The following is a 13,919-nucleotide window of genomic DNA, read 5'->3' as shown; positions in this document are numbered from 1 at the left end:
GAAACCCACACTGTGGATTCCGGAAATTATGGCAGAGGGAATTCCGGAAATTATGGCAGATGAGTTTCTCCTCAGGGACGATCGCAAAAACCCAGAAGAAGGGGAATGTGATCTCCTTGAAAAACTCAGATGTACAGCCCCCTGGAGCGCTATATGGTTCAGAAATTACGGCAAGCAAAGCTGCCAGTGGCAGAAGTGAGCAAACTCACCGGAGCCAGTGAGCGAACAATTCATCGGATTCAACACGAGCCAGAAGTTGAAGATGTAGACGAAGAGGAATTCCGGAAAAGCCGAAAGGTGGGAAGACCGAGCGGGGTCGATGAATTTGAAGCAGAGATCGCCCAATGGTTAGCAGAATCACGTAAGCCTGAAGATGGGGAAATGAAGGGCACCGAAGTCTTAGCCCGACTGCGGCAGAAAGGCTACAAGGGTGGCAAGAGTGCGGTGTACGAAATGGTGCGACGGTTACGACCGACTGAGACCCCGATTCCCATCGTCCGCTTTGAGGGGCTACCTGGGGAGTTTTCCCAGCATGACTTTGGACAACGACGAGTGACCTATAGCGATGGGACTCAAGCGGTGGTGCGCTTCTTTGTTTCCCGATTGAAGTACTCGCGATTTGTGGATGTGCAAGTGGTTGATAACGAGCAGCAAGAAACCGTCGTCCGAAGCTTACTACGAGCCTATGCTCATTTCGGTGGAGTGCCACTGATGAGCGTGTTTGACAACATGAGTACGGTCGTACAGTCGCGCGAGGTACTCGATGATGGCACAATCCGGGTCAACTGGACGCAACGATTTGGGCAACTTGCGATGGACTGTGGCTTTATTCCCCTGGCTTGCTATCCCTACCGACCGCAGCAAAAAGGGTCCGTGGAGAACTTAGTGGGGTTTGTCAAAAGTAACTTCTTTTGCGGGCGCAACTTTGTAGATCGCGCCGACCTCGAAGCTCAGTTACGGAGCTGGGTTGAGCACGTCAACACTGAGCGAGTCTGTGATGCAACTGGAGAAATCCCACAAGCTCGGTTAGTGAGAGAATCCCTCAAACCCTGCGGGCATTCGGCTGACACTTATGCATTCAAAGTGAGTGTGGTCGTTCGACCGACCGCACGGGTGCATTATCGTGGGATTGAATACTCTGTTCCAGCCGAGACGATTGGACAGACGGTAACGTTGCATCTTCAACAATCGTCGATAGTGATCTACTTGGGAGAACGCAAGCTGTGCGAGCATCCGAGGATGCCAGACAATGGCAAAAGCAGTGTACAATTTGACCATGCTCAAGAGCTATTTCGATTCCGTCGCGGGAAGCCGTATGCTCAACGTCAATTACTACTAGACCTTGACCCCAGTGTAGAACCGTACTTCACAGAGCTAGTGCATCGTCGCCCCCAAGGTTGGGAGAAGGACATTGAGCAGATTTACGATCTCTACCAGTGTATTGGGCGAGTCGATTTATTAGCGGCGATTGCATTAGCTACAGAACAACGATGCTTCGGCGCTGAGTACTTGATTGCGATAGTTCAGGAAAGCGCTTCAGTTTGCGATCTCTTATCGCTTCTCCATCAGGCTTGATGGCTGATTTCCGCTCATGGGTCGCTGCTCTGCTCAATCAAAACGGAGTCAAGCTTTTTAGCCTGATTCATCGTTCTCTAGCATGGATAAACACAAGCCAATGACCTTAGATATTTTGTGTAAACGATTGGGGCTAAATGCCATCCATCGCATTCTTGACGAATTGATCCCGACAGCTGAACGGGAGCAGTGGTCTTATACTGCCTTTCTAGAACGCCTCTTGAGTGAAGAAATTGCTCAACGCACGGAAGGTCGGATTGCCAATTTAATCGCTCGTGCGAAGTTCCCCTTTCATGCCACCATCGAAACCTTTGACTTTACGTTTCGCAGTGACCTCAAGCGGCAAATGCTCGGTCGCTTTCTCGGTCCTGAATTAGTCAGTGAACATCGTTGCTTGATTTTAGAAGGTCCACCCGGAACTGGAAAAACACATCTCTGCATTGCCATTGCTTACAAAGCCATTCAAAATGGCTTCATTGCTCGATTTGCCACTGCTGCTACCTTGATCAACGAGTTGCGGATTGCTCCTGACCGCAATGCGGCTCTCAAACCTTACCTTCAGCCCCATGTGCTGGTCATTGATGAGATGGGTTACTTGGGCTATGGAGCAGGAGCGGCTGATGTCTTGTTTCAGCTTGTAGACCATCGTTATCATCAAGGTAAGCCCACCTTGTTCACCACCAATAAACCTTTAGCTCAATGGGGAAGAGTTTTGCATGATGAAGAACTCGCCAGAGCCATCATCGACCGCACTCTCCATCATGGCGACTATCTCAAGCTTTCTGGTCCCTCCTATCGCTTGAAAGGGCGTAAACTTGACCTCGATCTACCTGATGCTGCACCAACCACTAAAGCTAAAAAAACTGATAGTACTGACAAAAGCCTTGACAACTCTCAACCTACTATTGCATAAGTAAATGGACTGCCATAATTTCCGGAATCTTTTCTCCTTTCAACTGCCATAGTTTCCGGAATCCACACACACTATCAAAACTGAATTGGGTGGAGTGTTTGTGGAAGGTACAGTGGATGCCAAGGCATTCCTCGCTTAGTTCGCCTTAAGCAATAAAGATTTGGAAGCATCTTTTTAACGTCAAGATGTCGATCGTGATGAGTTCCATGATTGCCCCAGACAGCCACAACAATCCTTGCCCTTGCCGAATACTCCAGTAAATACTTGTCATTGTCTGAACCGATTGGATCGACTGAGGCAATCATATCTTTTGGGTTTGTTGCTCGATACGCAAACAAATTTGTCATACAAAGACCCGAATACCCCCAATCTTTCGCAAATTTGATGCAACGGCGAATTGTAGGATCATCCTGTGTTTCATCTGCCGTAGATGGATTCAAGCCAACAAACATGGCGTAATTAGAACTCCAATCGTTCGCCCACCTTCGCCAAAGAACATAGCGATATCTTTGACAAGGAGAAAATATCGCATCACTAGAAGGTGTTTCAACCGCAGGAAAACAGGACGACTGATTCATGAACTGCCTGACATTGGTGATTGAACTCAGCATATCCATCAAAAACTAGGGCGGCAACGCCTGCTGAAGCAAGTCATAACAAAGCAAATTTCTAACGAATTTGCTCCCTTCCTTGCCGCACTCATCTTTTCTAAAGACGATCCATCGAGCTTTGCTGCTCTAGTTTTTTTGAGTGCGATATCGTTATGAGAGCTAAGCGCACTTGTTCTACACGCTCTATGTTGATTCAACCTACGCCAAGCGAACTCGTTCTTTCTCACACCAATGCCTTAATTATTGGAGGGGGTCCCGCAGGACTCGCGACAGCACTCATGTTGGCACACCGAGGATGGACAAATATTACCGTGCTAGAAAAGCGCACGGCTGCCGACTACTACGAGCCAGATAAGTCCTTTAACTACCTCATTGATGGTCGAGGTCAAAAATTAACAGACTTACTTGGACTGACTGAACAGTTACCTAAAATCGGTGTTCCCACTACAGCGTTCTACATCACCCGCATTCAGCCCAACGGTAAGCGCAAAACCTCAAAATTACCGATCGTCAATTCCAACCGAAAAATAGCGTATTGGATTCCTCGAAGAGTCTTTGTCCAATTGCTCTACGAAGAAATCGAACGCAACTGGCAAGACCGCATTACGGTTCACTTCGACACTCAATGCACAGCGATTAATCAAATCAGCACAGAGGAAGGCATCAAAACGCTGGAAGTAGTCGCTCAGAAATCGAACCATGAGATTGAGCGATTTGAACCATTTCTGTTAGTTGGCTGTGATGGAATCCAATCGATTGTTCGCACGACATTGAAGCAGTGGGATCGCACGGATCGATTTGAGATGCAGCGATTTCCTTCTCCGAGTTCTGGATTGCGCTACAAAGTATTGAGTCTACCTCCAAACTTTCCGCTTGATGCTCAACATCAAGACCAGGCTGTTTCTACAAGAGCTTATGCCATTCGGGGAATATGGCGGAGTCGCACTCAGTTTCTCACGCTCGGTCTTTTGCCCCTCAAAGATGACACCGCGCCGCGCACCGTCAATATCATCACCCATCCAGATCATCAAATCTGGAGCTTGAAAACGGGTGAGCAAGTCCTCCAGTTTTTCGAGCAAGACTTCCCACAACTGCCCATTCGTCAAATGATCTCGATCGAAGAAGCTGATCGATTTGCTAAAAGTAACGGTGGCGTTTTTCCAATGCCTCAATTCTGCCCTGGATTACACTATCTCTTGAAGCAAGAACCATCAGAAACGATTCAGGCTGGCATCGTGCTGTTAGGAGATGCCATTCATTGTTTTCCCCCGGATATCGGACAAGGTGTGAATGCAGCATTAGAAGATGTGTCTGTTTTAAATGACATCCTGTGTCAAAGCCAAAATGATCTATTACAGGCACTTCCACGGTATGAGGCGATTCGAGCCATGGATGTCCAGGCAGTCGTTCGACTAGCTCAGACCGCAGCCCCTTGGCAATACAATCAGAATCGCTTGCAGGCGCGATTGTGGATGATGCGGTTTTTTCTCCATTTTGGTCTCAGTCGGTTCCTTCCTGGTATGAGTCCTCCAGCATTCTTTCAGCTTCAGAATCAGGAATTGTCTTATCAAGAGATTTGGAGTCAGGAGCAATCGAGCAGCAAAATTCTCAAGGTGTTCAGCATCATTTTGCTCAGTGGTTTACTGGCAAGCGCGATCGCATCTCAATGGTAAGGTCAAGCAATGGATTCATGAACCAAAGAAAAGACCCTCGACGGCAAAGGGTCTACATTGTTTCTAATCAGATTGAAAGAAAGCTACTGGTAAGACTGCAAATGAATGCGTCCATAGCCTAAGAACAATCGGTAGTGTTCTAGATGTGTGGGCATAACGTTATACTGCTCGCCCGAACTCATGACGATTGATGAATAATCCAATCACAGTATCATGCATCTTCTCAGTCTTGGAAAAACAGATCGTCTTTCTGGCAAGCCGCTTGATCCGAGTTCTCAAAGTTAGATGTTTCCGCTCAATGCGCTGTGTGTTGGCTTTGCCAACCGTATGGTGCTGCTCATCTAGCAATCGCAAGTAAGCTCCCCAACTATCGGTGTAAAACCGTTGAATCGAAAAAGGAGCTAACAGTTGCTGAAGTTGCTTAAGAGCTGAGTCTTCATGGGTGGCTAGCACATAGGCAAGGACTTTTCCAGTTTGATGGTCAATCGCGTGCCACAACCATCGTTGATGCTGCTTTGACTCGACAAAACTCCACATCTCGTCCATCTCCGCCGCCTCGACTCTGACGACCATGACTGCCGTGTTATCCGGTTGGTGCTGTTCGAGCAGACTTATGTTTACTTGTTCAAGTTGACTTGACTTTTTTTCAGCGTTTCAATCACAGTCGTTGGGCTAATCTTCAACACTCTGGCGGTATCACGAATACCACTGCCGTTGATTGCCATGTCGCTGATTTGCGCTTTGACTTCAGGCAGTCGTCCTCGATAGCTAAAGTTCAAGATAAATGATCGTCTCGAACACTCTAAGTTACGGCAACAATACCGTTGTTTTCCAGCAGCACTGCGACCATGCTTAACGACATCCACACTCTGGCAATCGGGACATTGAACAGGTTCTAGGACCATCTCGACTCAGCCCTCTAACACATCGTTTTCATTCTGCCATATATCCACATATCTAGAACACTACCGAACAATCCAGAAGCTTGATCTCCTTCAGGATAAGCCGTGACTCCAAACAAATAAACGCCTCCCTGCCAAGGATTTGCTGTTGCATCTAGTACAACAGTCACAGTTTGTCCGGGTTGAATCGGAGGGTTAAATGTGACGGTTGTCTCACTCTTATTGTTGGGGCGTTCACCACCGATCGCGGCGAGTGAAACCGATTGCCCTCTCGCCATGTGATCTCCTAGAAATGCACGACTTTGTGAAGGATCGAAGCTGACACGATCGAGGTTTTCCTCCTGAGCAATTCTAACCGTTTGCAAAGCTGCTCCAGCATCCGATGGCACTTGAATCGTAAACTCATAAGCCGATGGAGTATGAGCTAAAACGTTACTAGCAGCAGTCCGAACGAGATGAGGCGCACGTTCAAAGTAGCTCCGTCCTCCAATTTGCCCTGCTCTCGCAGTCAACGGTAAGAGACTGAGCAGCACTGCACTGATCGTAAATACCGATGCGAAGTGCGATCGCGCTTTCAGCGAAGATAGCTTTCTCAACATAATTTCACTCCAACTCTAAACAATCTCAACCATTGGAGTAGGTGAAGAAGTGGCCTAGAATGCCAAGACTCAGCGATTCAAGAAAACAAGTTATCCCTGTGCATAAAACATCATCAATGTTACAAGCACAGTAATGCCAAGCGCCAGAGTGAATAAGCTTCCCCAACTTGCTGAATCAGAAATGAGTCTTTCTTTAATCATTTTCAGGTACTCAGAAGCTTCCATCTCAGCCTCCTTAAGTCTGTGGTTTTAGAAGTCGATGAGAAGCATTTCGGGTCTCAGAACTGAAGTCCTAGAAACTGCTTAGCAGAATGATGACCGTAAATAGACAGAACAGCCCAACGGATACAGCCGCGATCGTAGCGTATGGAGCACGATTGATGTGATCAAGATACTGGTTTACTTTTTCGTCTTTTTCTTCAGGTAACCAAGTTGCAGGTTTCATAATGTACACCTCTTGAAGCGAATAAAGTGTATCGTCCCATTTCTAACTTTAAGCGGTTTTCCGATGACAGATGAGAAGACTAAAAGAAACTTTGTGCTTGTTTTCAGAAGTTCATCCCAACAAGAGCAGATGTCTTTTTCCAAACTTTCCAGGGTAGGCAAACAGCGCTATCGTTGCCTCAATTGTGATTGTTCACGTGGCTCGTACCATCTTTTTCTTATTTAAGACACGTTATGAGACTTAAAGTAAGTCTCAGGCGAGACATATTTGTCGCGCAAAGTCTTAAACAAGACTCGTTTTAAGTCCAGCAATAAAACAGTTTTGAGAAAACGAGACTCAAAATCGAGTATTACAATTCTCAACAGATCGACGATCGCTGAACTGACCCGCTCTACAATATACTTGTACTATATTCAGCGAGGCAACGATGAATAGCAATCCCGTCATCTGGTTTGAAATCTATGTGCAAGACATGGATCGAGCTAAAGCCTTCTACGAATCTGTTTTTCAACGCAAACTAGAAAGTCTGAACAACCCGGATTTAGAAATGTGGAGCTTTCCGATGCAGATGGGAAGCGAAGGTGCAGCGGGTGCATTAGTAAAAATGCCTGGAGTTTCATCGGGAGGTAACAGTACTCTGATCTATTTCAGTTGCGATGACTGTGCAGTAGAAGAAAGTAGAGTCAAAGAATTCGGCGGTCGAATTCAAAAAACTAAGATGTCGATCGGAGAGTATGGTTTCATCTCATTAGTTGCTGATACCGAAGGCAATCTGTTCGGCTTACATTCTATGCAGTAAGCTTTCAGCTTCAAGCATCAACGGCGATCGTAGAGTTGAGCGCCGCGATCGCCTGCCTCACTTTCGTTACCCCGTGCTCGATCGTTTCCGTCTTCTCAAAACTTCCCCTTTTTCAATGTTGGTCAAGATTCGAGCACGCAATGAGTTCGATACCATGTCGCAGAAGCCTAACGATCGCTTTAATCAAATCACTTGAGACTCAGAATGAGTCTATTGATAAAACCCGTTTGAGACATTGAGACTAAAACTCAAAGCAACCCTTCTAACTGGCGACGAATGCGATCGAGTTCCCCATTCGACAGTTCCGACTCCTCACGTTCCGGCTTATCCTCACTGCTCCAATCCGTCTCTTCACGATTCGCCTCAGGCGGAGCCAACAACAACCGCTCAAACTCATTTTGCGGCATAAAATTCTCAGGAATCAGATACGCCTCATAGCCCGCATCCTGACAAAACTCTTCAATCTCTTCTTGATCAATCTTTTCCACCGTCGGAACCGCAAAATCCTGCGCCTCCAGCATCATCGCGTACCGCTCCGCATCATCTTGTTGCGCAAACATCAACACCAAATTCTGAGTTCCCACGCTAATCGTATGAATCCCCGGATTATCGGTGTCAGCATTGAACAGCAGAACGAAAACTTGCATGGCTCTAGTGAAGATGGATGGACTAGATCCAAGGGTACTGCAATTATGTTCGATCGCTACTTTAGATTTCTCATCATTTGACACACGAACACGATAGAATCATCCTGACTTTTTTGCCCCAAAATCTATGACGACTCGTGTAATTCTCGTCCGCCACGGTGAAAGCAGCTACAACGTTGAAAAAAGAGCGCAGGGGCATTGTGATCTCTCCACCTTGACCGAAAAAGGAGAAATCATGGCAACCCAGGTTGCAAAAGCCCTCAAAGACTTGCAATTCGATGCCATCTATACCAGCCCACTCCAACGTGCAAAACGCACAGCCGAAGTGATTTTTGAAGGATTAGACAATCCCCCCGCTCTGCAAGTCACAGACTATTTAAAAGAAATCAATGTTTTTCTTTGGGAAGGAATGCTCTTCAGCGAAGTCCAAGAAAAATATCCTGAAATGTATGACTACTGGCACACCGAGCCACATAAAGTCAGAATGACGCTACCCGATGGCAGCGAACTCGCTCCAGTTCAAGACTTATACGAGCAAGCAGAACGATTCTGGCGATCGACCATTCCCCACCACGCCAATCAAACCCTCTTGATCGTCGCCCATAGTGGCATTAATCGCGCCTTAATCAATACCGCGATCGGACTAGAACCCGCTGACTATCAACGATTCCACATCTCCAACTGCGGCATCACCGTTCTCAACTTCTCCGGCGATTTTGGACAAACCGTTCAAATCGAATCCCTCAACGTCACCTCTCATTTAGGCGAAACCATCCCCAAACTCCGTCCCAAACACAAAGGCGCACGCCTCTTACTCGTCCGACATGGTGAAACCGAATGGAACCGCCAAGGACGCTTCCAAGGACAAATCGATGTTCCCCTCAACGACAACGGACGAGTTCAAGCCTCCCAGGCTGGCGAATTCCTTAAATCTGTCTCCATTGATTCCGCCGTCAGCAGTTCAATGGCACGCCCCAAAGAAACCGCAGAACTCATTCTGAAACATCATCCCGACATTGACTTAAAACTGCGCGACGACCTGCGCGAAATTAGTCACGGACTCTGGGAAGGGAAGTTTGAATCTGAAATCGAAGCAGACTATCCCGGTTTGCTAGAGCAATGGCAAAGTCGCCCTGAAACCGTCCAAATGCCAGAAGGCGAGAATTTGCAGCAAGTTTGGGATCGAGCGATCGCTGGATGGAACGAGATTGTTAAGAATGCCCAACCCGGAGAAACCGTCCTCGTCGTTGCACACGATGCCATCAATAAAGCAATTCTTTGCTACATCTCCGGCTTAACCACAGCCTCTTTCTGGAACTTCAAACAAGGGAACGGTGCCGTCAGCGTCATCGACTATCCCAAAGGCAACGATGCAACGCCCTTACTAATGGCAATGAATATCACAACCCATTTAGGAGGTGTTTTAGACAAGACTGCCGCAGGCGCACTTTAATCTCTCAAGAAAAAGGTAGAGAGTGCAAGATAGGATGCGAAACCGTACTTAAATATTGAACGGGAAGCATCCTACTCGATCTCATTCTCCTGTTTTATTCGTTGCACAAAACTATGTTTGTTCTGCTCCAGCAAGTTCGATCGCTTGATCCGGTTGCAAATGTCGATCGCATCACCGACGTTTTAATTGAAGACGGGATTATCCGCGCATTCGCACCCTCTGAAATTCCCCCAGACACGCAAATTCAACCCTGCGCTGGCAAAATTCTCGCCCCCGGACTCATCGATCTCTACAGTCACAGCGGTGAACCCGGATTTGAAGAACGCGAAACGCTCACCTCGATCGAACAAGCCGCGATCGCCGGAGGCTTCACTCAACTCAATCTCCTCCCCGATACCCATCCCGCGATCGACAATCCCGCAAGCGTCACCCAAATTCGCACCAAATTCCCCAAAGTCAACTGCTGGGGCGCACTCACGCTCGGAACAGAAGGTCAACAACTGACCGAACTCGCAGAATTAGCCGCAGCCGGAATTATTGGATTCACCGACGGAAAAGCACTTCCCAATTTAACGCTGATTCGTCGCGCTCTAGAATATCTCCACCCCATTCAAAAACCCGTCGCACTCTGGGCTTGTGATCCAGGACTAGCCGGGAAAGGCGTAATCCGACAAGGCGCAAACTCAATGCGATTCGGTCTGCCTGGAGTCCCGACAATGGCAGAATCAGCCCCCTTGTCCGCCCTACTCGAATGCGTCGCAGAAATTGGCACACCCGTTCATCTCATGCGAATTTCAACAGCACGAGGAGTCGAACTGATTCGCGATGCCAAATCACGAGGCGTACCCGTCACAGCCAGCACCACTTGGCTCCACTTACTCTTAGATACAGATGCCGTCGGAACCTATGATCCCAATCTGAGACTCGACCCACCCTTAGGCAACAAGCACGATCGAGACGCTTTAATCCAAGCCGTTCAAGATGGCATTATCGACGCGATCGCAGTCGATCACAGCCCCTACACCTACGAAGAAAAAACCGTCGCATTTGGCGAAGCCCCTCCAGGAGTGATCGGCTTAGAACTCGCTCTACCCCTACTCTGGTCAAATTTAGTCGAATCCGGTCGCTGGTCTGCCCTAACGCTCTGGCAAAGCTTAACCACACGCTCAGCCCAGTGCCTCAATCAATCTTTTCAGTCCAAAGATTTGATCTTGTTCGCTCCCAATGAAAAATGGACAGTCGATCACTCAAATCTACGATCGCTGTCCACAAATACCTCTTGGCTCAACCACTCAATTACAGGTCGAGTCCTAGAAATCTTTAATACTGAGGCTCTGGCGTAATCTCACCTGCCCGATTCGGAGGCCAGAATCTCACCACTGCCCGTCCAATAATCTTGTCGCGTGGGACAAATCCCCAGTAGTGACTGTCATAGCTATTATTGCGATTGTCGCCCAGCACCAAATAAGAATCAGGCGGAATCACTTGCGGTCCCCATTCATACTGGGGCGCTTCATCTTTTCCAATATAATTTTCGCGCAACGGCTGGTCATTCACATAAACTCGATTGCCCTTGACCTGCACCTTATCCCCCGGCAACCCAATCACACGCTTAATAAACGCATCGTGAAAATTTTGTTTCTCTAGAGCAGGAGTCGGAGCGAAAACTACAATATCGCCGCGTTGAGGGTTATTGAAGCGATAGCTGATTTTATCAATGATCAAACGATCGTTAATTTGCAGCGTCGGCAACATCGACCCAGATGGAATATAACGGGCTTCCGCAACAAACTGCCGAATCCCGATCGCTAGAACGGCACTTAAACCGATCGTTTTGAGTCCCTCTAGCCAGGGATTTTCGTCTTTCTGACGCACTTTGTTGTTAGGAGCCGGGTTATCCACTCGATTCATTTCACCTTAAACAGATAAAGATTGTGTAGGCTGATTTGAAAACCTTCGTTCTCAGTCTAATCTACACAAGCAAGTTTGAACTTTCAGAATTTTTTAGAGCAAGTTGCGATCGCGTCTCGTACCGATTAGCCCAATCCCTCCGATCACCGTCGCCAAAAATCCCCAGAGTATGATGCTACTTGACACAGGTTGACTTCCCAACGCCCAACTCACGATCGCCGATCCACCCCCAATTCCCCCAAAATAAAGTCCCGTTCCAAACCCCGCTTGATTACTCGGAACCGCTCCCAAAGCATAAGGAATTTGACTAATAAACAACAATCCAAATGCCAAGCCAAAAAGCACCAGAAACAGCCAATTAGCAGGCGCATTCAACACGCCTAACAATAACGCGATCACCGAAAAACTCATCAACATCGATCGATGCACCCCCCAAGTCAATGCAAACTGTTCTAACGGCAAAGCACTCACCGCAGAAATGACCAAAATCGCCGAAGTTAGATAAGCTGGCTCCAGCCATTGAATTTGCTGATGCAGCAGTTGCGGCGAATAACCAAATAACAACGTGCTTTGAATTCCCGCTGCCAATCCAACCCAAAAAATCGCGATCGCCTTCTTCAGCGGGATCGGCGGATCATTCGTGACTTCTGCAAGTTGGAGTGGCGGCTGCGACCATTTGAACAGTAGTCCCCCCACCACCAGCGATAGCGCTCCCAGTAGAAAAGTTGCCGAAGCCCCCCATTGAGTAATCAAACGACCTACCAACGGAGACATCGCCCCCATCAAAGCAAACACCAGCGTCAAAATTGCATTTGCTAAGGGAAAGTCAGCCGGAGTAAACTGCCGCAACAGCGCGATCGCAGGTCCGCGAAAAATAATCATTGCGATCACCCAAACCGTCGTCAGAATCGGCACAAAATTCCGAATCGCCAGCATTACTGCCTTCTCTTGCCACAAAACCGAAACCGAAACACAGATCAATCCCGCCAACGTCACCCCAAACGTCACCATCGGAAATCGCGTATTCAACCGCCGAAAAATCTGATCCGATTTCCATCCCACCACAGGTTCAACGATCGCGCCCAATAAACCTTGATAAATCCCCAACTGACTCGCCAAGGCTGTAAACCCTAAGCTGCTTAAAATCCTGGGTTGAAACACTCCATAAATCATCCAAGTAAACATGACTGCTGCGAGCAAAATTGCTAGCCCAATCACTTGCTGCCACGCTTGAAACCGACTTGGTTGTGGGTTAGGAACCAAACCAGACTTCGCATCTTCGCCCATATTCTCATCGCCTTTTTCTAATGCCTCTGTGTCATCAATATCAGTAATCTCTATGTTTAGACATTAAATTCTGCAAACCCTGAAAAATATTCGTCTCCCCGATTCGATTGGTCAATTGCCCGGGATGTTGCCAATCGTCACACTCAGATTCAACATTAAAGAAAAATAAGAAATACAAGGCGTTCCAGCATCAAGTGACAAAATAAAATCTACTCCGATCAGAAGGCATTGACGCAATCTTTTCTTGCTGCCACTCTTCATTATGCAAACCCATTTTCGACTCATTTGCTCTATCTCCACAGTTCCAGGATGGTCCGTTGAGAATGATGCCGTTCTGATTTCAGAGGGACTGTTTGCGATCGCGCTTCCTCTCGGTGTTTGTGTTGCAATTTTTGTGCAGAAAAAACGCAAACGTCGAGCGTTGAAACAGCAAATTGAAATGCTCGAAAAGCTATGGCGCAATAAAGTTTAATAAGAAAATCTCGTAACTCACTCGGGCATTGAAAAGAATAAATTTTATAAACAATAAAAAATTAATTACAAAAGCATTGGATTAACCAAGATGCGATAAATTGTGATGGCTTCTCCAAACGAAACATCTACTAATTTATTGAGGTTGACATGATGATGAGACTCAAAGCAATTAGCGTCTTTGCAGGACTTGCTCTAATGATGGGCTTAACTGCATGTGCTGAAACCGAGCAGGCTGCTCCTCCTGCTGCTCCAACCGCGCCCGCTGCAAAACCTGCCGGGACAGTGAACAAAGCCGGGGAATCTGTAAAGAAAACGGGTGACGCAGCGAAGAAAGCAGGCGAATCTGTAAAAGCCAAAGCAGGCGAAGCCGCAACTAAAGCAGGCGAAGCCGCAACCAAAGCGGGTGAAGCTGCAACCAAAGCAGGCGAAGCCGCAAAAACGATGACTGGCGAAGGCGTAAAGCAAGCCGGCGAAGCAGCTAAACAAGCCGGTGAAGCAGCCAAGCAAGCTGGAGTCGCTGCCAAGCAAGCAGGTGATGCAGCCAAAGAAAAAATCACCCAACCCGCTGAGAAAAAGCAATAAATCACTCCTGTAGCGGCATTTCAGCGACACGTCTCTACAGAAGTTCTG

At 47.5% G+C, this 13,919-nt stretch carries 16 protein-coding genes; 8 read left to right on the top strand and 8 right to left on the bottom strand.

The genetic code is table 11. From position 1 onward, the window contains the following. The first annotated feature begins 129 nt into the window (after positions 1-129). On the top strand, positions 130-1,575 hold the full coding sequence (gene istA / locus LEPBO_RS0127210) for an IS21 family transposase (protein WP_225903971.1): 1,446 nt from the start codon (positions 130-132) through the stop codon (positions 1,573-1,575). A 100-nt stretch (positions 1,576-1,675) separates the two neighbouring features. Continuing rightward, positions 1,676-2,488, top strand: coding sequence for an IS21-like element helper ATPase IstB (gene istB / locus LEPBO_RS0127205; protein WP_144056281.1), 813 nt, complete (start codon positions 1,676-1,678; stop codon positions 2,486-2,488). 74 nt (positions 2,489-2,562) lie between these two features. On the opposite strand, the gene LEPBO_RS0127200 is transcribed toward istB, so the two are convergent. Next, positions 2,563-2,940 (bottom strand): DUF1643 domain-containing protein, encoded by a 378-nt coding sequence (locus tag LEPBO_RS0127200; RefSeq protein ID WP_017290752.1) that lies wholly within the window; start codon positions 2,938-2,940, stop codon positions 2,563-2,565. Between the two features lie 344 nt (positions 2,941-3,284). Between LEPBO_RS0127200 and LEPBO_RS0127195 the strand changes: the two genes are divergently transcribed. After that, positions 3,285-4,772, top strand: a complete 1,488-nt coding sequence (locus LEPBO_RS0127195) for an FAD-dependent oxidoreductase (protein WP_017290751.1) — start codon at positions 3,285-3,287, stop codon at positions 4,770-4,772. 159 nt (positions 4,773-4,931) lie between these two features. Here the strand turns inward: LEPBO_RS0127195 and LEPBO_RS45650 are convergent. The 4 genes from LEPBO_RS45650 to LEPBO_RS43460 all read right to left on the bottom strand — a co-directional run bounded on the left by LEPBO_RS45650 (position 4,932) and on the right by LEPBO_RS43460 (position 6,718). Continuing rightward, positions 4,932-5,677 (bottom strand): IS1 family transposase gene (locus LEPBO_RS45650; protein WP_455565126.1). Its coding sequence is split into 2 segments (ribosomal slippage): positions 4,932-5,422 and positions 5,422-5,677, totalling 747 coding nucleotides; the frame shifts between segments, so codons are not numbered across the junction. Positions 5,678-5,691: 14 nt separating this feature from the next. Further along, positions 5,692-6,273 (bottom strand): DUF2808 domain-containing protein, encoded by a 582-nt coding sequence (locus LEPBO_RS38450; protein WP_017290750.1) that lies wholly within the window; start codon positions 6,271-6,273, stop codon positions 5,692-5,694. Positions 6,274-6,363: 90 nt separating this feature from the next. Continuing rightward, a complete protein-coding gene (locus LEPBO_RS44595) occupies positions 6,364-6,498 on the bottom strand; it encodes a hypothetical protein (protein WP_017290749.1) in 135 nt (44 codons plus the stop codon). Positions 6,499-6,565: 67 nt separating this feature from the next. After that, entirely contained in the window at positions 6,566-6,718 is a 153-nt protein-coding gene (locus LEPBO_RS43460) for a hypothetical protein (RefSeq protein WP_172410449.1), read from the bottom strand. 427 nt (positions 6,719-7,145) lie between these two features. On the opposite strand from LEPBO_RS43460, the gene LEPBO_RS0127165 reads away from it, so the two are divergent. Continuing rightward, positions 7,146-7,517 (top strand): VOC family protein, encoded by a 372-nt coding sequence (locus tag LEPBO_RS0127165; RefSeq protein WP_017290748.1) that lies wholly within the window; start codon positions 7,146-7,148, stop codon positions 7,515-7,517. Positions 7,518-7,765: 248 nt separating this feature from the next. Here the strand turns inward: LEPBO_RS0127165 and LEPBO_RS0127160 are convergent, their stop codons facing one another. After that, entirely contained in the window at positions 7,766-8,164 is a 399-nt protein-coding gene (locus tag LEPBO_RS0127160; protein ID WP_017290747.1) for a DUF3110 domain-containing protein, read from the bottom strand. 127 nt (positions 8,165-8,291) lie between these two features. Here LEPBO_RS0127160 and LEPBO_RS0127155 point away from each other — a divergent pair, with 127 nt between their 5' ends. Continuing rightward, a complete protein-coding gene (locus LEPBO_RS0127155) occupies positions 8,292-9,617 on the top strand; it encodes a histidine phosphatase family protein (protein WP_017290746.1) in 1,326 nt (441 codons plus the stop codon). 113 nt (positions 9,618-9,730) lie between these two features. Beyond that, positions 9,731-10,960: a dihydroorotase gene (locus LEPBO_RS0127150; RefSeq protein WP_017290745.1), complete on the top strand. Its 1,230-nt coding sequence runs from the start codon at positions 9,731-9,733 to the stop codon at positions 10,958-10,960. Here the strand turns inward: LEPBO_RS0127150 and lepB are convergent. After that, complete coding sequence (lepB, locus tag LEPBO_RS0127145) at positions 10,938-11,528, bottom strand: signal peptidase I (RefSeq protein ID WP_017290744.1); 591 nt, start codon at positions 11,526-11,528, stop codon at positions 10,938-10,940. The genes LEPBO_RS0127150 and lepB overlap by 23 nt on opposite strands. A gap of 93 nt (positions 11,529-11,621) precedes the next feature. Continuing rightward, positions 11,622-12,815, bottom strand: a complete 1,194-nt coding sequence (locus LEPBO_RS38445; protein ID WP_017290743.1) for an MFS transporter — start codon at positions 12,813-12,815, stop codon at positions 11,622-11,624. Between the two features lie 262 nt (positions 12,816-13,077). Here LEPBO_RS38445 and LEPBO_RS0127130 point away from each other — a divergent pair, with 262 nt between their 5' ends. Together LEPBO_RS0127130 and LEPBO_RS0127125 are read left to right on the top strand one after the other, a co-directional pair. Further along, positions 13,078-13,287, top strand: coding sequence for a hypothetical protein (locus LEPBO_RS0127130; protein WP_017290741.1), 210 nt, complete (start codon positions 13,078-13,080; stop codon positions 13,285-13,287). A 149-nt stretch (positions 13,288-13,436) separates the two neighbouring features. Then, positions 13,437-13,871 (top strand): hypothetical protein, encoded by a 435-nt coding sequence (locus LEPBO_RS0127125; RefSeq protein WP_017290740.1) that lies wholly within the window; start codon positions 13,437-13,439, stop codon positions 13,869-13,871. Positions 13,872-13,919: the final 48 nt, after the last annotated feature.

It is taken from the genome of Leptolyngbya boryana PCC 6306 (genome assembly GCF_000353285.1).
GTDB lineage: Bacteria > Cyanobacteriota > Cyanobacteriia > Leptolyngbyales > Leptolyngbyaceae > Leptolyngbya > Leptolyngbya boryana.
This window is presented reverse-complemented; position numbering and strand designations above follow the sequence as displayed.

Coding starts and splice junctions, on each gene's coding strand:
- LEPBO_RS38445 (WP_017290743.1), bottom strand. CDS start 12,815: ATGGGCGAAGATGCGAAGTCTGGTTTGGTTCCTAACCCACAACCAAGT.
- LEPBO_RS0127130 (WP_017290741.1), top strand. CDS start 13,078: ATGCAAACCCATTTTCGACTCATTTGCTCTATCTCCACAGTTCCAGGA.
- LEPBO_RS0127200 (WP_017290752.1), bottom strand. CDS start 2,940: ATGTTTGTTGGCTTGAATCCATCTACGGCAGATGAAACACAGGATGAT.
- LEPBO_RS0127195 (WP_017290751.1), top strand. CDS start 3,285: ATGTTGATTCAACCTACGCCAAGCGAACTCGTTCTTTCTCACACCAAT.
- istA (WP_225903971.1), top strand. CDS start 130: ATGTACAGCCCCCTGGAGCGCTATATGGTTCAGAAATTACGGCAAGCA.
- LEPBO_RS44595 (WP_017290749.1), bottom strand. CDS start 6,498: ATGGAAGCTTCTGAGTACCTGAAAATGATTAAAGAAAGACTCATTTCT.
- LEPBO_RS0127150 (WP_017290745.1), top strand. CDS start 9,731: ATGTTTGTTCTGCTCCAGCAAGTTCGATCGCTTGATCCGGTTGCAAAT.
- LEPBO_RS0127155 (WP_017290746.1), top strand. CDS start 8,292: ATGACGACTCGTGTAATTCTCGTCCGCCACGGTGAAAGCAGCTACAAC.
- LEPBO_RS0127125 (WP_017290740.1), top strand. CDS start 13,437: ATGATGATGAGACTCAAAGCAATTAGCGTCTTTGCAGGACTTGCTCTA.
- LEPBO_RS0127160 (WP_017290747.1), bottom strand. CDS start 8,164: ATGCAAGTTTTCGTTCTGCTGTTCAATGCTGACACCGATAATCCGGGG.
- LEPBO_RS43460 (WP_172410449.1), bottom strand. CDS start 6,718: ATGAAACCTGCAACTTGGTTACCTGAAGAAAAAGACGAAAAAGTAAAC.
- lepB (WP_017290744.1), bottom strand. CDS start 11,528: ATGAATCGAGTGGATAACCCGGCTCCTAACAACAAAGTGCGTCAGAAA.
- LEPBO_RS0127165 (WP_017290748.1), top strand. CDS start 7,146: ATGAATAGCAATCCCGTCATCTGGTTTGAAATCTATGTGCAAGACATG.
- istB (WP_144056281.1), top strand. CDS start 1,676: ATGACCTTAGATATTTTGTGTAAACGATTGGGGCTAAATGCCATCCAT.
- LEPBO_RS38450 (WP_017290750.1), bottom strand. CDS start 6,273: ATGTTGAGAAAGCTATCTTCGCTGAAAGCGCGATCGCACTTCGCATCG.